An 18762-nucleotide genomic window follows, 5' to 3' on the forward strand; every position below is an offset into this window, starting at 1 on the left:
GTGATAACCACCCAAGGTGGTTATTTCGGGAGGTTCCGTGCAGAGTCGGTTCGCGATGGTGGCCGCGCAGCCGCTGTTCGTCCTGTTGTGGAGCAGCGCGTTCATCGCCGGTGTGATCGGGGTCGGCGCCGCGCCACCACTGCTGGTGCTGTTCGTGCGCTTCGCCGTCGCCGGAATTCTGCTCGTCGCGTACGCGCTGCTCGCGCGGGTCGAGTGGCCGCGCGGAAGTCGACTGCGCCATGTGCTCGTCGCCGGGTTGCTGATGCAGATGGTCCAGTTCGGCGCGTTCTACACGGCGATGGCCGAGCACGTCTCGGCGGCGGTGATCGCGCTCGTGCAGGGCCTCAATCCGGTGGTCATCGCCCTGTGCGCGGGACTGATCGGCGAAGTCGTCACGCTGCGGCAGTGGTTCGGCTTCGGTGTCGGGGGGATCGGAGTCGCGCTGGCCGTGTTCGACCAGTCCCACTTCTCCCTGACCGGATTGGCGTTGTGCGTGGTGGGGTTGCTCGGGCTGAGCCTGGGCACCGTGTACCAGAAACGGTTCGTGCCCGCCGTCGATCCAAGGGCCGCCACGGCGCTGCACGTGGTGGTGAGTGCGCCGATCGCGGGGGCGCTGGCCTGGCTGTCGGGTCAGACGCACGTGTCGGACGCGGGTCGCTTCGCCGGGTCGCTCACCTGGATGGTGCTGGTGAACTCCATGGCCGCGTTCCTGCTGTTCAACGCCATGCTGCGCCGCTGGGACGCGACCAGGGTGGGCAAGCTGTTCTTCGCGACGCCCGCCGTGACCGCGATCCTGGCCTGGCTGCTGATCGATCAGCCGTTGCGACTGCTGACGGTCGCCGGGCTCGGCATCGGCCTGGTCGGTTTGGTGTTCGCCGCGCGCACGCCGACCGGTTCGGCGGTCGTGGCGCGGCAGCCCGTGCCCGCGGCGCGGTGACCTACTTGCGCCCCGCCTGCCACTGCATGCCCCACTGATAGGCCTGGTCGAGTTCACGCTGGGCGCCGTTGACGTAATGCACTTCGCGGTGCACGGTGATCCCGGCCCCCTGGTTCAGCAGCAGGGCGATGGCGCACGATCGCGCGCCGTCCACCGGAGAGTCGAGGCGGACCTCGATCTGCGGACCGGACGTGGGGTAGAGCGTGACCACGCCGTCGGCGGCGGCCCAGTTGGGCACGCCCTCGTAGATGAAGGCGAAGATCAGGATGCGCCGGAACAACTCGGGCCGGGCGAGGTCGATGTGCATGTTCTCGCCCGTCGTCGCCGAACCGCTGCGGTCGTCGCCGTCGAGCCGGATGTAGGGCTCGGCCTCCAACGTGCCGAAATTGTTCCCGATCGCCTGGACGACGCCCTTGGCTCCGGTGGACAGTTCGTAGAGGCAGCCGAGGTCCAGGTCGACGGGCTTGGACCGGCGGAAGAAACCCTTGGATCCGCTCGACCAGTTCAGGTTGACCCGCATGGTGCCCTGTTGCTCACCCGGCTTGGTCAGATTGATGCTGGGCGTCGCCTTCGACAAGGTCACCTTGGACAGGTTGACGCCGCCAGGGTTGGCGTTGATCGCCATGGCGCGATCCCCCCTCTGTGGAAACGAGAGCGGCAGCGGCCATCCGCGGGGATGGGGCCGCTGCCGCAACGGGTCTTCGGCTGCTTGCCGGGAATCAGCCTACCGGCGTGGGTTCCCGTTCGCTGTCCAGTTCCTCCTCGTCCGCTCGGCCGTTGCGGACGATGCTGGTGAGGAAGGCCGCGCCGATGAACGCGACGCCGACCAGGCCGGTGACGATCTCGTTGATGTGCACGCCGATCGAGACCAGCAGGATGACCGCGAGCGCGCCGATCGCCCAGTGCGCGCCGTGCTCCAGGTAGACGTACTCCGACAGGGTGCCCTTGCGGACCAGGTACACCGTGATCGACCGGACGAACATGGCGCCGATCAGGCCGAGACCGAGCGCGATGATGATCGGGTCGGAGGTGATGGCGAACGCGCCGATCACGCCGTCGAAGGAGAACGACGCGTCGAGCACCTCCAGGTAGAGGAACAGGAAGAAGCCCGCCTTACCGGTGGCCTTCACCAGTTCGGAGGGGCCGCCTTCGGTGTGCTCCTCGGTGTGGAACATGGAGCCGAGGCCGTCCACCGCGATGTAGGTGATCATGCCGAGCAGGCCCGCCACCAGGACGGTCGAGCGGTGCGCCTCGTCGGCGATGAACTCCGCGGTGAGGATCAGGCCGCCGCCTGCGACCACCACGGAGAGCATGTCCAGCTTGCCCGCCTTGGCCAGCGGCCGTTCCAGCCAGCTCAGCCAGGTGATGTCGCGTTCCTCGAAGATGAAGTTGAGGAACAGCAGCGCCAGGAACATGCCGCCGAACGCCGCGATCTGCGGGTGCGCGTCGGTGAGCAGTTTCTCGTAGCTGGGGCTGCCGTCCGGGAAGGTCAGCGCGTCGCCCGGGGGCGGATTGAGGGCCAGGTCGAAGGCTCGCACCGGATCCAGCCCGGCCGTGATCCACACGATGGCCAGCGGGAATACCAGCCGCATGCCGAAGACGGCGATCAACACGCCGATGGTGAGGAAGATCCGCTGCCAGAACGCGCTCATGCGTTCGAGAACGGTGGCGTTGATCACGGCGTTGTCGAACGAGAGGGACACCTCGAGGATGCCGAGGATCGCGGCGAGCGCGAGGGCGGTCGGTCCGCCGTACACGACCGCAGCGATGAGCGAGAGCACCGTGACGACGAGAGACATGCCGAATATGCGCAGGACCACGCTGGGACCTTTCGTGAGTGAAGACTTGGCGGCGACGTTGCTACCAGCGTGGCTGCTGGATCGCCGGTTGTCCAACGCTGCTCCCAGGGCGCCGGCATGCCTGGGCCGCATGACGAGGGGGCCCGTCGCCGGGCCCCCTGCGAACAGCGAAGTGTTGCTTAGACGTTCACGCCGTAGTCACGGGCGATGCCCGCCAGACCGGAGGCGTAACCCTGGCCGATCGCGCGGAACTTCCACTCCGCGCCGTTGCGGTACAGCTCGCCGAAGACCATGGCGGTCTCGGTCGACGCGTCCTCGGTGAGGTCGTAGCGGGCGAGCTCCTCGCCGTTGCTGCGATCCACGACGCGGATGTAGGCGTTGCGGACCTGGCCGAAGGACTGCGACCGGGAGTCGGCGTCGTAGATCGAGACCGGGAAGAAGATGCTCTCGATCGTGGGCGGGGTGCTTGCCAGGTCGACGTTGATGACCTCGTCGTCGCCCTCGCCCTCGCCGGTCCGGTTGTCGCCCGCGTGCTCGATCGCGCCCTCGGGCGAGCGCAGGTTGTTGAAGAAGACGAAGTGCTGGTCGGACAGGACCTTCTTGTCCGCGCCGGTCGCGATGGCGCTGGCGTCGAGGTCGAAGTCGGTGCCGGTGGTGGTCCGAACATCCCACCCGAGGCCGACTGCAACAGCAGTGAGGTTAGGCGCCGCCTTGGTCAGCGAGACATTGCCGCCCTTGGACAAACTGACACCCATGCGGGATTCCCTTTCAATAGTCCGTCATTGGTTCCCAGCATGTCCGAATCGCCGGGTACGTCATCCGACAGTAGTAGGTTTCCGCGAACTTGCGTAGGAACCGGCGTAACCCCCGGCGAACAGGAAGATCTCCTACCATCGGGGCGTGGCAGGGCGAAGGCGCGGTTGGTTCCGTTCGTCGGGAAACGACGAGTGGATCGAACATGCCCGCGCGACGCTGGCGGCGGCGTTCCTCGACATGGACCGGCGGCAGAGCGCGGCCGACGCGGCGGTGCACGCGGCCGACCAGATCTTCCCCGAGCGGCGGACGGGCGCGCGCTGGGAACCGCTGCGCCACAAGTGTTATGGCGCCGCGGAGGTCTATCTGACGCTGAGCGCGGAATTGGAGGCCGCGCAGCAGGGCGGGCCGCCGGTCCCGCAGGGCGGGCAACGCGTCGACGCCGCGGTACGGCAACTGACCGACGCGGCGCACGCGGTCGATGAGTTCTATCGCGGCGACCAGGGCAAGCTCGAAGAGGCGGTGGCCGTGCTCGGCGCGGTGCCGCGGTTGGCGCAGCAGGTGAAGGCCGCCGCGGCCGAGGTGCGCGGCCGGGCCGCCGAGTCGGAGTTCGCGAACTATCCGTCGGTGCGCAAGGGCGCCACCGCGGTCGATGAGGCGCTGGTCACACTGGAGGCTTCGGGTTCCGGCGCACCCGCGGGCGCGGTGCGGGAGGCCGCGAACCGGCTGGACACGGCCACCAGGGAGCTGGCGGATGCGTTGGCGCAAGCACCATCTCGGGCCGCGGCCGCGACCACCGCTATCTCCTCGGTGACAACCCGCATTGCCGCCGTCCGGACCAGGGCCGAAGGCGTTCCGCCGGCCTTCTCGGCGCTGCTGCGCGAGTTCAATGCTGCGAGTTCGGCCGATCTGGCTAACAATGAGCGGGAAAGCCAGCGAGCCATCGAGGCCGCGGACGCGGCCTTGGGCAGGGCGCGTACGGCGGCGGCGGAGAACAATCCGGAGTTTGCACTTGATCTGACCACATCCGCGCGCGGGTTCCTAGCCGAGGCCGAGCAGCGAGTCGACGCCGTCACCAAGCGGCTCACCTTGCTGCGTGCGATCCGGTCCGACCCGCAAGAACAGGCCAAGGCCGTACGATTCCGGCTGCGGGACGCGCAGATGCTCGCGGTGAGCCGCGGGCTGGTCGCCGAATGGGGTTCGGTGCTCGACGCGCAAGCGGCACGGATCGACCGAATCAGCGAAACACTGTCGGGGCGTCATCCCGACTACTGGGCCTATGTGACGGAACTGAATGCCGTTACGGAATTCATAGCCGGGGTAGTGGAACGAATGAGAAGACAAGCAGGACCACGACGAGAATGAGGATGGGGCAACGATGACCGCAGGCATCGCCGTCCAGCAGGAGGTTTCCCTGCGGAAGCGAATGCCGCTGCGCCACTTCCGGCAGTTGCACGGCCCAGAGGCGAGGCGACTCTTCCACCGGCAGCCCGAGCCGTTCGGCGACGACCACACCGATCGCGAGCTGCTCGCGATCGGGCTCGGCGCGACGCTGTATGCGCCCGCGACCAGGCCCGATCTCGCGCTGACGATCGGCAGGCGCGCCGAGCACGGGGTGTGTTCGATGGTGATCGACCTCGAGGACGCGGTGGCCGATCACGAGGTGGAGTACGCCAAGCAGCAGACCGTCGCCGCGCTCGATCTGCTCGCGGGCAGCCACGACGCCAACCCCCTGTTGTTCGTCCGGGTGCGCGACGCGGACACGATCACCGAACTCATCGAGCAACTCGGACCGGGCGCCAAGGTGCTGACCGGGTTCGTGTTCCCGAAGTTCGACAGCGTCACCGGACCGAAGTACCTCAACGCGCTGAACGTGGCGGCCCAGCGGGTGAACCGGCCGCTCTACGGGATGCCGGTGCTGGAGTCGCCGGGGCTGGTGCACCGGGAGACCCGCGATTACGAGCTCACCCAGATCGCGGCGCTGCTGGCCGCGCATCGAGACCGGGTGCTCGCGGTGCGGGTGGGCGCGACCGACATGTGCTCGACGTTCGGCATCCGCCGCGACCGCGACCTGACCATCTACGACGTGCGGGTGGTCGCCGACGTCATCGCCGACATCGTGAATTACCTGGGGCGCGCGGACGGTACCGGGTTCGTCATCACGGGGCCGGTGTGGGAGTACTTCGCCGATCACGAACGGATGTTCCGGCCGCTGCTGCGGACCGCGCCGTTCGAGGAGTCCGACGCGGTGCCGTTCCGGCAATACCTGGTCAGCCGGGATCTGGACGGCTTGCTGCGGGAGATCACGCTGGACCGGGCCAACGGCATCCAGGGCAAGACGGTGATCCACCCGTCGCACGTGTCCGCCGTGCACGCGCTGTCTGTGGTGTCGCACGAGGAGTACTCGGACGCGCTGGACATCCTGCGCGAGGACGTCGGCGGCGTGGCGGCCTCCGGTTACCGGAACAAGATGAACGAGATGCGGCCGCATCGCAGTTGGGCGCGACAGACCTTGTTGCGCGCACGGGTGTTCGGCGTGGCGAACAAGGGAGTGTCGTTCGTGGATCTGCTTACCGCGATGGTCACCGTATGAACCGCCGAGTGACCGAACTCGATAACAGCGAAATCCCTTGGGCGACAAGAACTCTCGGCATATCGCTGCATCACGACCCGATGCGCGAACGCGATTCGGACCGGCTGCGCTCGGCACGGCTGCCGATCACGGCGCTGGTCCAGCCGGGTGTTCGCCACAACAACCGGCGCCGGGCGCACCTGTTGGTCTCCACCGTGCTCGGCAAGCACCTGCCGACCGATCCGCGGGTGGTGCTCGGCGCAGGCGATCACCTGGGTGATCTGGTGCGCGCGGTGCTCGGTGAACGCGAAGCCGTCGTGCTCGGGTTCGCCGAGACCGCGACGGGACTCGGCCACTGTGTGGCCGCGCGGATCGGCGCGAGCTGTTATCTCCATTCGACCCGGCGCGAGGTGCCGCACGCGCAGACGCTCGCCGGGTTCGAGGAGGGGCATTCGCATGCCACCTCGCACCTGTTGCAACCGGCGCCCGCCGACATCTTCGTCAACGAACTGCCGCTGGTGCTCGTCGACGACGAGATTTCTACCGGCGCCACGGCGATCGATGCGGTGCGCGCGTTGCACGCCTTCTCGCCGCGCGCCCACTACGTGCTCGCGTCGCTGGTCGACCTGCGTACCGAGGCCGACCGTGCCGCATTCGACACCGCCGCGGCGGAACTCGGGGCGCGGATCGACACGGTCTGTCTCGCCGCAGGCCGGGCGTCGCTGCCCCCGGAGCTGGTCGACGCCGTCGGGGCTCTCCCCGAGCCGCGGTTGAATCCGACCGCGGGACATCTCGGCTCGTTCCGACGGATGGAGCTACCGTGGCCCGCCTCCGTTCCGGAGGGCGGCAGGCACGGCGTACTCGCCTCCGACACCGGCGCGTTCGAGGCCGCGCTGCTGGAGGCGGGGCAGGTGCTGGCCGCCCGGCTCGCCACCGATTTCCCCGGCCGGGCCGTCATCGTGCTCGGGCACGAGGAGTTGATGTATCTGCCGCTGCGACTGGCGGCGCTGCTCGCCGACACGGGGACGCCGACGCGCTTCCAGACCACCACGCGATCGCCCGCCTACGTGCTGGACGAGCCGGGGTATCCGTTGCGGCGCGGGTTCCGGTTCATCGCGCCCGAACCGGGCGACCCTGCGCCGCGCTATCTCTACAACGCGCACTGGCCGGTGACTCTCGACGTGTTCGAGGCGGACCTCGCCGGGTTGGGCTCGCTGCTCGCCGCTCCGCCGCGCCGCGACGAGGCCGCCGGCGCGATTACCGATGACGGTGTCGGCAGTGGTGCCGATGACGGTGTCGGCAGTGGTGCCGATGGCGGTGTCGGCAGTGGTGCCGATGGCGACGGCCCGGCCGCCGATCCGGTGCTCGTCGTCGTGGTCGACTCACCCGCCGACACGGCGGAGTTGATGGCCGAGCACGGGTTGGTGGACGTGCTGACCGCTTCCGGCGCGGACGTGCTGCTCGCGGTGCTGCCGGAGGCGGACCCGCGGCGGCTGCACGCCGAACGCGCGACAGCGGCCGGGAGCCGGGCGTGACGAGTACCAGGGTGGGTGCGCTACCCACGCCGCTGCACGGGCCGGAGTTCGGCTCCTATGCCGCCGACGAGGTCTCCTGGCTGCTCAAGGACCTATCGGGCGTCGATCTGGAGGCCGATGTCGCCGAGCGGGAACGGCGGATCCAGGCGGGACAGGCGCACTACGCGGAGTCGCTGCCGATCGAGTACCAGCCGGACGCGACGTATCGGTCGCTGTTCGACGAGGTGCTGGCGGCCAGCGCCGAGCGGCTCGCGCTGGCCGTGGCGACCGTGTCCGAGCTGGTCGTCGCCGAACGCGGCGAGGACATCGTCCTGGCGTCGCTGGCGCGGGCGGGCACGCCGGTCGGGATTCTGATGCGCCGCTGGCTGCGTTCGCGGCGTCCGGGCCTCGAGATCCCGCACTACGCGGTGTCGATCGTGCGGGATCGCGGCATCGACGCGGTGGCGCTGGACTACCTGGCCGAGCAGCACGATCCGTCCTCGGTCGTGTTCGTGGACGGATGGACCGGCAAAGGGGCGATCACCCGCGAGTTGACCGAGGCCCTGGACGCCTATCACGCGGCCGGTGGCGCGCGGTTCGACGACGAGTTGGCGGTGCTGGCCGATCCCGGCTACTGCGTGCGTACCTACGGCACCCGCGACGACTTCCTGATCGCCTCGGCCTGCTTGAATTCGACCGTTTCCGGCCTGGTCTCGCGCACGGTCCTCAACGACACGCTGATCGGCCCCGGTGATTTTCACGGCGCCAAGTTCTACCGGGAACTGGTCGGTGAGGATGTGTCCGGACGTCTGCTGGATGTCGTGAGCGGCGCCTTCGACGTGATCGGCGACCGGGTGCCCGCGGAGTTGGCCGCGGTCCGCGCGAGTGACCGGACGCCCACCTGGTCCGGCTGGGCGTCGGTGGAGCAGGTGCGCGAGCGTTACGGCATCGCCAGCGTGAACTTCGTGAAGCCCGGCGTCGGCGAGACCACGCGGGTGCTGCTGCGGCGGGTGCCGTGGCGGGTGCTGGTGCGCGAGGCGGACGCGCCGGAGCACGCGCACATCCGGATGCTCGCCGCGGCCCGGGGTGTCCCGGTCGAAGTCGTCGCCGACCTGGCATATTCGTGCATGGGATTGATCAAGGACGTGCAGCAGTGAACCTATCTCCGAAAGCACACCGAAGACGCGCGCTGATCGCGACCGACCTGGACCGGACGATGATCTACTCGCGTAACGCCTTCAGCACCACCGCCGACGTGCCGACGGTCTGCGTGGAGCATCTGGAAGGGGCGCCGCTGTCGTTCATGACCACCACCGCGGCGCTGCGGATGCAGACCCTGACCGAACCCGCCGCCGTCGTTCCCACCACCACCCGCACCATCAAACAGTTCGACCGCATCCGGCTGCCCGGAGCGCCCTGGCGCTACGCGATCACCAGCAACGGCGGGAACATCCTGGTCGACGGCGTGCCCGATCTGAGCTGGCGCATCGATATCGACGCCAAGGTCCGTGCGGGAGGCGCCACCCTGTCCGAGGTGAGCAAGGAATTGCACGCCCGCATCGATGACTCCTGGGTCACCAAGTTCCGCGTGGCCGACCACCTCTTCTGCTATCTGGTGGTGAAGCCCAAGGAGGTGCCCGAGGGATTCCTGGCCGAGTGGGACGACTGGTGTCGTCCACGCGGCTGGTCGGCGTCCCAGCAGGGCCGCAAGATCTACACCATGCCGCAGGCCGTCTGCAAGAGCCGCGCGGTCGACGAGGTGCGCAAGCGCCTCTGGGAAGGCGGAGAACTCGCCGACGATGCCCGCACGCTCGCCGCGGGCGACGGCGCCCTCGACGCCGACATGCTGCGCGCCGCCGACTCCGCCATCCGCCCCCGCCACGGCGAACTCGAACAACTCAACTGGACCCACCCCAACCTCACCATCACCCGAGCCACCGGCATCCTGGCGGGCGAGGAAATCATCAACTGGTTCATCAAGGCAGCTCCGCCGCCCGCCGAGTAGCCAGCACGGCATCCGTCGGCCCGGTGCCGCGACGAATCGGGTTCGTGTCATGCCGGTTCGAAGGTGGACTTGAAGTCCGGGCATTCGACCAAGGGGTCGTGGGTGCAGGTGGAGGCGTGGCGGAGGCTGTCGCGCATGCGGATGAGGCGGGTGATGTCGTCGTCCAGTTGCCTGGCTTTCTCCGCCATGCGGGTGCGTAGTTCGGCGTCGGTGGGGGAGGCGCGCAGGAAGCGGGCTATCTCGGCGAGGGTGAAACCGGCGCCGCGGGCGCAGGCGATGAGGGCGAGACGGCCGAGGATGTCGGGGTGGTAGGTGCGGCGCAGGCCGTTGCGGCCGGTGGCGGTGATGAGTCCGCGTTTCTCGTAGAAGCGCAGTGCGGAAGGGGCGAGGCCGGTTCGCTCGCCGACTTCGGCGATATCGAGCAGGTCGTTCATCTCGTCTCCTTGACTTGAACCGCGCTTCAAGTCACAGACTAACTCGCATGACGATCCATCACCTCAATTGCGGCTCGGTCCGGCAGATCGAAGCCACCTACGACGGACCAGCGCCCGCCCATGCCGTGAACCACTGCCTGCTGGTCGAGACGGCATCCGACGGACTGGTCCTGATCGAGACGGGCATCGGGCTCGATGACGTGCGTGACCCGGCGGGCACGCTCGGGGCGGACTGGGTGGCGATGGCCCAGCCCGTGCTCACCGAGGACGAGACGGCGATCCGGCAGGTCCAGCGGCTCGGCTACGACCCCGTCGACGTCCGGCACATCATCCTCACCCACCTCGACGTGGACCACTGCGGCGGACTGCCCGACTTCCCGCACGCACGGGTCCACGTGCTCGCCGCGGAACTGGCGGCGGCGCGAGCCGAAGCGCCCAGCTTCCGCTACCGCCCCGCGCACTGGGCCCACGACCCGCTCTGGCAGACCTACCCGTCGGACCCGACGGGACAGTGGTTCGGCTTCGACGCGATCCAACCGAAGGATCTGCCCGGCGACTTTCAGCTGATCCCGCTGGGCGGGCACACAGCGGGCCACACCGGTGTCGCCGTCCGCGATGGCGACAGCTGGTTGCTGCACTGCGGCGACGCGTACTACTACCATCGCGAACTCGATCCGGCGCCGCAGCCCCACCCGGTGCTCGACATCGTGCAGACCACCTCCGAGGTCCACCACGACCTGCGACTGGGCACCCAGGCGCGGCTGCGCGAACTACGCCGCGATCACGGTGACGAGGTCACCTTGATCAGCGCGCACGACCCGTGGGAGTTCCAGCGCGCGAGCTGAACTCACCGACGCTGCCAGCACTGTGCCCGGTCGCCGAGATTCCACCACGAGACGTAGCCAGGGTCCTGGTCGAGCAGAGTCCACCCGGCCTCGAGCGCGTCGAAGAACGCGCTGTCGGCCGTGCGCCCGCCGCGCGGTTCGCCGATGTAGACCAGCAGCGAGCCGCCCGCGTCCTGGTAGGCGGTGAGCGTCGTCGAAGCCATGGGGTTCTCCCAGCCGGGCGGCCAGCAGAGGAACAGCGCGTCGTCGGCGTGGGCGGCGGCGAGATCGGCGGTCGACGCGGGTGGCGTCGCGGTGGGGTGCCAGGTCGCGGGCAGTCCCGCGGCGGCGGGGAACGCCGTGTTGGCCGCCCGGTCCGGCGGGTGTGAGTCGAAAGCATTGGTGGGCACACCCATTCGGGTGAGTTGGTAAGCCCAATAGCCGCGCCCGGCACCGACTTCCAGCACCGGTTGGCCCTGCGCGACGTCCGCTATCCAGCGCAGTGTCGCGGGCGAGGGGATCGCGTACGCGTAGGCGGCTTGCAGCAGAATCTGCGCGTACGCCAGTCGCGCACTGCCTTTCGGGTTCCCACCGTTCACCTCGGAGCGGTTCGCGCGCTCCCACGGCCCGGGCGATACCGCTGCGGCGACGATGTCCCAGTACGGGTTCGTGCTCGCGCCCCCGGTCATGTAGTGCAGCAGGTGTAGGTCGAACGTGGCGTCGGCGATGTCGTCCCCGGTGCCGGGCAACCGGCCCGCGGCGGCCCAGTAGTCGGCGACCCGCGGATATGCTGTCGCGAAACAGAATTCGTCTTGGACCAGGTGCGTCAGCGCCGTGCGACGCTGCGCCGAAAGCGCCGAGTCAGCCATGACCCGATTCTGCGCCGACCGTGGACCGGCGCCGGTGCACATCGAGACGAGTTCACCGATCCGTCGCGAATCCTTTGCTGTACATACGTGATCCGCCTGTCGGCGCGATCTACTCTGACGTGGTTTGCCCGTTTTGTGGGCTCACCGGCTGTCGCGTATCGACACCAGTCCGCCGAGCGTGCCGAGGTAGGCCGCTCCGTCGGGGCCGATCGCTATCCCGGCGTAATTGTTGTTGAAGCCCGGGCCCGTGCCGGACAGCTGTTTCCACACGGTCGCGCCGGTGCGGTAGTCGAGGGCGGTCCAGTGCCACGGGTCGCTCGGCTCGGTGCCTTTCGTATAGGTGTAGACCAAGCCGGTGGCCAGGGACAGCTTCGGTACCACCGTGGGCGCGGCTTCGACCGAGTTGGTCCAGGTGAGATGGCAGCCGTTGCCGTCGGCGTCGATGTCGACACGGGCGAACCCCGGTGTGGTGGTCTTGCCGGACGCGACCGCGTCGGGATGCGAATATCCGTAATTGTTCTCGACGATGAGTGAACGTCCCGCACCGATCAACGAATTCTCCGTGGCGCTGCGGCCGGGCTCGAACACCGGTACCGCGCAGACCTGTCGTTCGGCGACCGACGGCGCCGTGCGGTAGACGACGACGTTCATCGGATCGGCGTTGTCGGTGATGGCGACATAACCGTCTGGCAGAACGGTGGGCGTGGTGCCGGTTCCGTCGTCCACTTGGCCCGGCTTGCGCTGGTCGCTGTTGGCGTAGGTGGTCTGCCAGGTGACCTGGGGTGCCCGGTCCGGACCGGCGTCGAAACGCAGGAGTTGACGGTTGGTGGCGACGTACACCTCACCGGCCGCGCCGACCGCGAACGAATTCTCGATCTGGTTCTCAGTGCCCGCTCCGAGCCGAACCACCTGCGCCGCACCGGTATCCGGATCGAGTGTGCCGACCACGCCGTTCGTCTTGGCCACGAACCAGATCAGGCCGTTGGAATCCGGCAGCGCCGAGTTCAGCGTCTCGTCCGGGCGCAGCACGCCGGTCAGGTCGTAGTCGCGCACCAGCGAAAAGCCTTCGGCTGCAGCATTCTCGGCGAATACTTGGATGTGGCCGGTGCTGGTGCCCACTACAGCGCGGTCCTCGTTGTCGAGGTAGAAGTACCCGCCGCCGACGAAGTTGTTGAAAGCGCCGGGTCGCAACGTGTCGATCGGGCTCTTACCCGGCAGTGGATGCCTGCCGAGGACGGTCATCGTCGCCGGGTCGATGAGGTAGAGCCCCGGTTGCAGCCCGAGGCAGGTGGTGACGATGCGTCCGGCACGGTCGAACGCCACCGAGCCGCACTCGCTGCCGAGCAGCAGGGAATCGGTCCGTGGCGCGCGGCCGAGCGGACCGGGGCGGGTGTAGGTGTCGCTCATCCACCCGTCGTTGTGGACACCCGAGTTGCCGTTCGGCGCCAGATGCGGGTTCTGCGGGACCGGGGGAATGCCGGTGACCGGTTCACCGCTCGCGGCAGCACCGGCGAATCGCGGCGGTTCCGGCACGGCTGGAACCGCCGGAATCGGCATCGCGGCGGCTGGCACCGCCGCTGCGGCGAGGATCGCCGCGGGCAGCGCCGCGCGCAGGATATGGGAGGAGAGGATGTGAAACACGAATGAACGGTATCGAGGTCCGGCGGGCCGCGAATCCCCCACGCGAGTGATTCCGGGCAAGGTCGCGATGTTCGCGCGGCCGCGACCGGAGTTCCGCGGGTCAGTACTGCTGCTGCCCCGCCAATTGCTGCGCGATGAGCCCTTGCAGTCTTTGCAGGCCGCCGACGGTGATGCCGCTCTGGATCTGTCCCTCGATGGTGCGTACCAGCATCGAGTCGCTGAGCACCTTCTCGCTGGATTGGATCAGCACGGTGCCCGCGCCGGTGAACTCGAACTGACGCTCCTCACCGGAGTTCACGCCGAAGCGCGCCGCACCGGCGGCCAGGAAGTTCGAGATCCAGCGCTCGTCGTAGTGGTGGCTGGGAGAGGGACAATCCGCCCAGCCGACCAGCGATTCCGGGTCGACGCGCAGCGGAGGCTCGGCGAACATGACGGGTCCGTTGGAGGAGGCGAGGAACTTGCCGGTGCCGATGAGGGTGAGGAAGCCGGGCACGATGGATTGGTTGAGCGACAGACCCGGCTCGAAGGCCAGCAGGTTCGCCGCCCGGATGGTCAGGTTGCCGTTGTCCTCGAGGTCATAGGAATTGATGTCGTAGCCGCGGTCGCCGATGATCAGCTTGCCGCGCCCCTCCGCGACGACGTAATCGCCGGTGAACAGCGGCGCCGAGAACTGCTGCGACACCATGTGCAGCAGCCCGCCCTGCAACCCGTGGGTGAGCATCTGGAACCGCATGTCGCCGTAGTAGGCGATCATCGCGCCCTTGCGCATGAACCACGGCTTGTTCAGGTCGATGCAGTACGCGTAGCTGTTTCCCGGGAGGTTGTCGCTCTCACCGAGATTCATGGGGTTGAGGATCTGGGACATACCCTGCTCACAACTTCTCTTCGGAGGCCTGCACGTAGACGACGCCCTGCCCGGCGCAATGCAGCTGCATCGCCTCGCCGGAACCGCGACCGACGGCATCCCGCCAGCTCAGTGCCGCTTTGAGCTCGGTCTGCACGTTGCCGTAGGCGGCGACGAAGGCTTGCGGGTCGACCACGATCGGATTGGGCCCGCCCACTTGTAATTCCAGGAATCCGCCGTGCGCGAGCAGCACCGCGGCCCCCTGCCCGGACAGCTGGGTGGTGAACATGCCCTGCCCGGTCAACGCGCCAGAGGCGGCGCCACGCAGCGCGCCCATCAGGCCGCCACCGCCTCCGCCGCCCGAACTCATCACCGACACCACCGAACTCTGCAATCCGGCGGTGTTGGCCAGCAGCCGCGAAGCCTCGACGCGCAGCGTCGCGCCCGGCTGCATGTGCACCACGTGGACCTCCAGGCCCGCGAATCCGTAATGGACTTGGCCGTTGCCCTGCGCGAGCATGGTGCGCTCGTGCTCACCCGCCATCGCGCGGCCCGCCAGCCCCATCAGCCCGCCCATGCCGCCCATACCCTGCGCCCCCGGAATCTGGTGGGGGGCAAACGAAACGTCGCCGGTATAGAACAGCATCGCGCCGTTGCGGGCGACCACACCGCCCGCCATCCCGACATCGACCTTGACGACTTTGCCGTTGACCTTCTCGAACACCCGCTCGCCCCTACCGTTCCGCCGGTTGGATCAACACCACGCCCTGGCCGTCCCAGCGCAGCGAAAACGCCTCGCCCGCATCCTGGCCGACGAAACTGCGCCAGGACACGTCGGTGACGAAGGACTGGTTGAGGTTCCCGCGCGCCGCGACGAACGCGTCCGGATCCACGATCAGCGGGTACTGCGGGGAAACCTCCAGGTGGATGAGCGGACCGCCGGCCGAGAGCAGCGCGACCTGACCCTGGCCGGAGACGGTAGTGGTGAACAGGCCCTGCCCGCTGGACGCACCGCGCAAACCGGCGAAACGCACATCGGTGCGCAGGTTCCCGGCGAACGCGAGCAATTGCTGCGACTCCACCTGTAGCGTCTCGTTGTTCAGGTCGACCACGGTGACGTGCTGGCCGTTGACGGCGAAGAACACCCGGCCGTGCCCGGCGCACTCCATCAGCGACAGCTTCTCACCGGTGGCCCGGCGCTTCAGCCCGGCGATCACACCGTCGCCTCCGCCGAAACCGGCCGCTTTGAACTGCACATTTCCCTCGTAGGCAATCATCGAGCCGGAGATCGCGCGGAGGCTGGTTCCGGCCAGATGAGCCTCGATCACCTTCTTCGATTGCTCGAACAGTTGCGCCATGCGGTGTCTGCCTGCTGTCTCGATCGGGAACACGATGTGATCGCCGCATTCCATCTGCGTGCCGTCACCCTAACCGATGTTTCGCGAGTGTCGGGGTAGCTCGGCAGTTGAGTACAAGCGCCGCGCAGCGCGTTTCTCGTAGAGTGTCAGGCGAACGCACCGACAAGCGAAGGGTCGAACTTGTCCGCAACTCTCGCCAAGGGCCAGAACGGTCCGCTGGCCACCAACGACGTGGTGATTTCCGTCCAGCTCACGGCGCCGGCGGATCTGTCGGCACTACTGGTCACCGAGCGGGGCAAGGTCCGTTCCGACGCCGACTTCGTCTTCTTCAACCAGCCCAGCGGCCCCGGCGTCAACTTGCAGCCCGCGCCCGCGGGCCAGCCGGCGTCGCTGGCGGTGTCGTTGAACGCCGTGCCCGCCGACATCGATCAGATTCGCGCGGTGATCACGCTGGACGACGCGAACAGCAATTTCGGCATGTTCCCCGCACCGACCGCGATCGTGTCGGACGCGGCCGGTAATCAGTTGTACGAGTACCGGATCGAAGGGCTGAACACCGAGTCGATCGTGATCGCGCTCGAGCTCTACCGTCGTCAGGGTGCGTGGAAGGTGCGTGCGGTCGGACAGGGCTACGCGGGCGGTTTCGCCGCGCTGGTCACCGATCACGGTGTGACGGTCGATGATGCGCCCGCCCAGCCCGCGCAGGCGCCACAGGCCCCGCCGCCTCCGCCGCAGCCGGTTCAGCAGCCGCCGACCGCCCCGGCGTACCCGACCCAGCAGCAGGCGCCGCAGTACGCGCCGCCCGGCCCCGGCCCCGGCTATCCACCGCCCGGCCCCGGCTATCCGCCGCCCGGCCCCGGCTACCCGCCCCCGGGTCCCGGTCAGCCACCGCAGGGCGGGCCGGGTTATCCGCCGCCGCCCGGCCAGGGTTATCCCCCGCCCCCCGCCCCCGGGCCGGGCTATCCGCCGCCCGGCCAGCCCGTCCCGCAGCAGCCTGCCGAGGTCAGCCTGAGCAAGGACCGCCCGGTCAGCCTGGTCAAGGGCCAGCGGGTGACCCTGCGTAAGGAAGGCGCCGCGCTGACCTTCGTCAAGATGGGTCTCGGCTGGGATCCGGTGCGCAGCCGCGGCATGTTCGGCAACCGCACGGTCGATATCGACCTGGACGCGTCGGTCATCCTGTTCGCCGACATGAACCCGGTGGACGTCGCCTACTACGGCCAGCTGACCTCGAAGGACGGCTCGATCCGCCACCAGGGCGACAACCTCACCGGCGAGGGCGAGGGCGACGACGAGGTGATCCTGGTCGACCTGACCCGCATCCCCGCGCACATCACCACGCTGGTGTTCATCGTGACCTCCTACAAGGGGCACACCTTCGAGCAGGTGCAGAACGCGTTCTGCCGCTTGGTCGACGGGACCACCAACGGCGAGCTGGCCAGGTACACGCTCGCCGGTGGCATGCCGTTCACCGCCATGGCGATGTCCAAGCTGTACCGGGTGGGCAGCGACTGGAAACTGCAGGCGCTCGGTGAGGGCTTCCAGGCCAAGCATCCGGGTGAGGCGGTGCCGCAGCTCGGCCGGTTCCTCGTCAACAATTGACCGGCGGCGCGACAGCAGGGCAGACACGGTGATTCAACTGCGGGCCGGTCAGAACATCCCGTTGACCGGTGAGGTCGTTCGTTTCAGTGCGCGCGCCGAGGCTGCCCTCGACGTTTCCGCGCTGGTGGTCGCCGAGAACCTGAAGGTGTTCTCCAGCGACGATTTCGTCTTCTACAACCAGCCCGCCACGGCGGGGGTCGCGTTGGCGGCCGACGGGGTCACGATCACGCTCACCGAGGTGCGCGCCGACGCGAAGGCCGTGCTGCTTGTGGTCAGTGCCGACCCGGCCGCCCCCGCGCGGGCCGACGGGCTCGGGCCGGTCACCGCCACCTTGTCCGAGAACGACAGCGTGACCGCGGAATTCGCGATCACCCCGTCGTCCGGTGAGACGGCGCTGATCTGTCTGGAGGTGTACCGGCGCGGTCCTGCTTGGAAGCTGCGCGCGGTGGGCCAAGGTTACGCGGGCGGTCTCGCCGTGTTGCTCACGGCGCACGGCGTCGAGGTCGACGGCGCGGCCACGGAATCCGGGCACTCCGACCAACCCGGTACGCACACCATGGCCGGTCCGCTGGCGGGTGACGCGCAGATCGCCGCCGCCGGTGCGCCGCTGGAGGTCGGTCACGGCCTGGAACGGCTGTGGATGGTGTTCGAGGACGCCGCGCGATCGGCTGCCGCGCTGATCTCGGCGCGGGAGTACGCGGCCAAGCGGTTGGATCACGAACTGTCGCTCGCCGTCTCCGACCCGGCGACCAGGAATACTCCGGCAGCCGAGCAGGCGCGCCGGGTCGCGCAGCAACGGCACGACGAGCTGGTCGCCACCGCCGAGCGCAACCATCAGCGCGACGCCGAACAGCTGACGGGCGAACTCGCCGAGGCCGACCGGGTGCTGCCGCCCGCCCTGGCCTCCTGGGACTCGCCCGTTTGGGACAAGCCGCCCGCACCGAGCGACGGTATCCGGCTCGGCGAGTTGTACGCGCTCGACCGGGGATCGGTGCGCATTCCGTATTGCGTTCCGGTGCCGCTGAACCGGCCGTTGTGGATCGATGCCGAATCGACCCGTGCGGTCACGCCCGTGGTGGGCGCGCTGCTCGCGCGGTTGCTCGCCACGGCGCCGCAGCGGCGGACGCTGCTCGACATCATCGACCTGACCGATGCGTTCAGCGGCTTCACCGGTTTGCTGGCTCCGGTGCTGAACGGCCCGCCGATCACCGACCACGCCGATATCTCGGCGCGGTTGCAAGCGCTGGTGGACGCGGCCGAACTGGCCGAATTGGCTTATGCGAGTGGCGCCTTCACACCGCCCAGCGAGCATCGAGTCCTGCTGGCCGCGGATTTCCCGCATGGCTATCAGAGCTCGGACGCGCAGCGGATCGGCGCGTTGATCACGCGTGGCGAGCTGATCGGACTGTCCATCGTGATCGTCGGCGCCGACGAATCCGACTCGGCCGACACCACCGTGGCGATGCTGTCGCAGTCGTGCCGCCATCTGCCGACCATCGGTGGTACGCCGCTGTTCGACCCGTGGACCGGCAGCGCGTGGGAACTCGATCTGGACATGTTGCCGCAGGAGCCGGAACGGCAGGCGCGCTTCCTGCGCACCCCGTGAGATCGCC

The 18762-nt window shown here is 68.5% G+C and carries 18 protein-coding genes; 9 read left to right on the forward strand and 9 right to left on the reverse strand.

Features of this window, described 5'->3' with window-relative positions; translation table 11 throughout:
* Positions 1 to 37: 37 nt before the first annotated feature.
* Positions 38 to 937: a DMT family transporter gene (locus tag ACGF7Y_RS10595; RefSeq protein ID WP_393231842.1), complete on the forward strand. Its 900-nt coding sequence runs from the start codon at positions 38 to 40 to the stop codon at positions 935 to 937.
* Between the two features lies 1 nt (position 938).
* Here the strand turns inward: ACGF7Y_RS10595 and ACGF7Y_RS10600 are convergent, their stop codons facing one another.
* The 3 genes from ACGF7Y_RS10600 to ACGF7Y_RS10610 form a co-directional block, all read right to left on the reverse strand.
* Positions 939 to 1562 (reverse strand): Tellurium resistance, encoded by a 624-nt coding sequence (locus ACGF7Y_RS10600; RefSeq protein ID WP_062966718.1) that lies wholly within the window; start codon positions 1560 to 1562, stop codon positions 939 to 941.
* 94 nt (positions 1563 to 1656) lie between these two features.
* Positions 1657 to 2757, reverse strand: coding sequence for a DUF475 domain-containing protein (locus ACGF7Y_RS10605; protein ID WP_393231846.1), 1101 nt, complete (start codon positions 2755 to 2757; stop codon positions 1657 to 1659).
* A 158-nt stretch (positions 2758 to 2915) separates the two neighbouring features.
* Positions 2916 to 3491, reverse strand: a complete 576-nt coding sequence (locus ACGF7Y_RS10610; protein WP_040871215.1) for a TerD family protein — start codon at positions 3489 to 3491, stop codon at positions 2916 to 2918.
* A gap of 145 nt (positions 3492 to 3636) precedes the next feature.
* On the opposite strand from ACGF7Y_RS10610, the gene ACGF7Y_RS10615 reads away from it, so the two are divergent.
* The 5 genes from ACGF7Y_RS10615 to ACGF7Y_RS10635 all read left to right on the forward strand — a co-directional run bounded on the left by ACGF7Y_RS10615 (position 3637) and on the right by ACGF7Y_RS10635 (position 9580).
* Entirely contained in the window at positions 3637 to 4854 is a 1218-nt protein-coding gene (locus ACGF7Y_RS10615; RefSeq protein WP_393231849.1) for a hypothetical protein, read from the forward strand.
* A gap of 13 nt (positions 4855 to 4867) precedes the next feature.
* Positions 4868 to 6082 carry an HpcH/HpaI aldolase/citrate lyase family protein gene (locus tag ACGF7Y_RS10620; protein ID WP_393231852.1) on the forward strand — a complete coding sequence of 405 codons (1215 nt, stop codon included), beginning with the start codon at positions 4868 to 4870 and terminating at the stop codon, positions 6080 to 6082.
* 80 nt (positions 6083 to 6162) lie between these two features.
* Entirely contained in the window at positions 6163 to 7596 is a 1434-nt protein-coding gene (locus tag ACGF7Y_RS10625) for a phosphoribosyltransferase domain-containing protein (protein ID WP_393233124.1), read from the forward strand.
* Positions 7593 to 8732, forward strand: coding sequence for a cysteine protease StiP family protein (locus tag ACGF7Y_RS10630; protein WP_393231855.1), 1140 nt, complete (start codon positions 7593 to 7595; stop codon positions 8730 to 8732). The genes ACGF7Y_RS10625 and ACGF7Y_RS10630 overlap by 4 nt, the downstream gene beginning before the upstream one ends.
* 59 nt (positions 8733 to 8791) lie before the next feature.
* Positions 8792 to 9580 carry an HAD family hydrolase gene (locus ACGF7Y_RS10635; protein WP_393233127.1) on the forward strand — a complete coding sequence of 263 codons (789 nt, stop codon included), beginning with the start codon at positions 8792 to 8794 and terminating at the stop codon, positions 9578 to 9580.
* Positions 9581 to 9627: 47 nt separating this feature from the next.
* Here ACGF7Y_RS10635 and ACGF7Y_RS10640 read toward each other — a convergent pair whose 3' ends face one another.
* Positions 9628 to 10014, reverse strand: coding sequence for a MerR family transcriptional regulator (locus tag ACGF7Y_RS10640; RefSeq protein WP_393231858.1), 387 nt, complete (start codon positions 10012 to 10014; stop codon positions 9628 to 9630).
* A gap of 47 nt (positions 10015 to 10061) precedes the next feature.
* Here ACGF7Y_RS10640 and ACGF7Y_RS10645 point away from each other — a divergent pair, with 47 nt between their 5' ends.
* Positions 10062 to 10859: an MBL fold metallo-hydrolase gene (locus tag ACGF7Y_RS10645; RefSeq protein WP_393231860.1), complete on the forward strand. Its 798-nt coding sequence runs from the start codon at positions 10062 to 10064 to the stop codon at positions 10857 to 10859.
* 2 nt (positions 10860 to 10861) lie between these two features.
* On the opposite strand, the gene ACGF7Y_RS10650 is transcribed toward ACGF7Y_RS10645, so the two are convergent.
* The 5 genes from ACGF7Y_RS10650 to ACGF7Y_RS10670 all read right to left on the reverse strand — a co-directional run bounded on the left by ACGF7Y_RS10650 (position 10862) and on the right by ACGF7Y_RS10670 (position 15550).
* Positions 10862 to 11707, reverse strand: coding sequence for a hypothetical protein (locus ACGF7Y_RS10650; protein ID WP_393231862.1), 846 nt, complete (start codon positions 11705 to 11707; stop codon positions 10862 to 10864).
* A gap of 141 nt (positions 11708 to 11848) precedes the next feature.
* Positions 11849 to 13348, reverse strand: a complete 1500-nt coding sequence (locus ACGF7Y_RS10655; RefSeq protein WP_393231865.1) for a hypothetical protein — start codon at positions 13346 to 13348, stop codon at positions 11849 to 11851.
* A gap of 100 nt (positions 13349 to 13448) precedes the next feature.
* Positions 13449 to 14213 carry an AIM24 family protein gene (locus tag ACGF7Y_RS10660; RefSeq protein ID WP_393231867.1) on the reverse strand — a complete coding sequence of 255 codons (765 nt, stop codon included), beginning with the start codon at positions 14211 to 14213 and terminating at the stop codon, positions 13449 to 13451.
* Between the two features lie 7 nt (positions 14214 to 14220).
* Complete coding sequence (locus ACGF7Y_RS10665; protein WP_393231869.1) at positions 14221 to 14916, reverse strand: AIM24 family protein; 696 nt, start codon at positions 14914 to 14916, stop codon at positions 14221 to 14223.
* Between the two features lie 10 nt (positions 14917 to 14926).
* On the reverse strand, positions 14927 to 15550 hold the full coding sequence (locus tag ACGF7Y_RS10670) for an AIM24 family protein (protein WP_040871306.1): 624 nt from the start codon (positions 15548 to 15550) through the stop codon (positions 14927 to 14929).
* Positions 15551 to 15730: 180 nt separating this feature from the next.
* Here ACGF7Y_RS10670 and ACGF7Y_RS10675 point away from each other — a divergent pair, with 180 nt between their 5' ends.
* Both ACGF7Y_RS10675 and ACGF7Y_RS10680 read left to right on the forward strand, forming a co-directional pair.
* The gene (locus ACGF7Y_RS10675) at positions 15731 to 17149 is read left to right on the forward strand and encodes a TerD family protein (RefSeq protein WP_393231873.1); all 1419 of its coding nucleotides are present in this window, start codon (positions 15731 to 15733) and stop codon (positions 17147 to 17149) included.
* A gap of 28 nt (positions 17150 to 17177) precedes the next feature.
* Positions 17178 to 18755 carry a TerD family protein gene (locus tag ACGF7Y_RS10680; RefSeq protein ID WP_393231876.1) on the forward strand — a complete coding sequence of 526 codons (1578 nt, stop codon included), beginning with the start codon at positions 17178 to 17180 and terminating at the stop codon, positions 18753 to 18755.
* Positions 18756 to 18762 lie beyond the last annotated feature (7 nt).

Origin of the sequence: Nocardia sp. NPDC047654 (genome assembly GCF_043205035.1) — a bacterium.
In the GTDB taxonomy this organism is placed as follows: Bacteria; Actinomycetota; Actinomycetes; order Mycobacteriales; family Mycobacteriaceae; genus Nocardia.

Excerpts from the sequence above, each read along its gene's own strand:
- ACGF7Y_RS10640 (WP_393231858.1), bottom strand. The coding sequence starts at position 10,014 with ATGAACGACCTGCTCGATATCGCCGAAGTCGGCGAGCGAACCGGCCTC.
- ACGF7Y_RS10625 (WP_393233124.1), top strand. The coding sequence starts at position 6,163 with ATGCGCGAACGCGATTCGGACCGGCTGCGCTCGGCACGGCTGCCGATC.
- ACGF7Y_RS10620 (WP_393231852.1), top strand. The coding sequence starts at position 4,868 with ATGACCGCAGGCATCGCCGTCCAGCAGGAGGTTTCCCTGCGGAAGCGA.
- ACGF7Y_RS10645 (WP_393231860.1), top strand. The coding sequence starts at position 10,062 with ATGACGATCCATCACCTCAATTGCGGCTCGGTCCGGCAGATCGAAGCC.
- ACGF7Y_RS10600 (WP_062966718.1), bottom strand. The coding sequence starts at position 1,562 with ATGGCGATCAACGCCAACCCTGGCGGCGTCAACCTGTCCAAGGTGACC.
- ACGF7Y_RS10670 (WP_040871306.1), bottom strand. The coding sequence starts at position 15,550 with ATGGCGCAACTGTTCGAGCAATCGAAGAAGGTGATCGAGGCTCATCTG.
- ACGF7Y_RS10635 (WP_393233127.1), top strand. The coding sequence starts at position 8,792 with ATGATCTACTCGCGTAACGCCTTCAGCACCACCGCCGACGTGCCGACG.
- ACGF7Y_RS10610 (WP_040871215.1), bottom strand. The coding sequence starts at position 3,491 with ATGGGTGTCAGTTTGTCCAAGGGCGGCAATGTCTCGCTGACCAAGGCG.
- ACGF7Y_RS10660 (WP_393231867.1), bottom strand. The coding sequence starts at position 14,213 with ATGTCCCAGATCCTCAACCCCATGAATCTCGGTGAGAGCGACAACCTC.
- ACGF7Y_RS10650 (WP_393231862.1), bottom strand. The coding sequence starts at position 11,707 with ATGGCTGACTCGGCGCTTTCGGCGCAGCGTCGCACGGCGCTGACGCAC.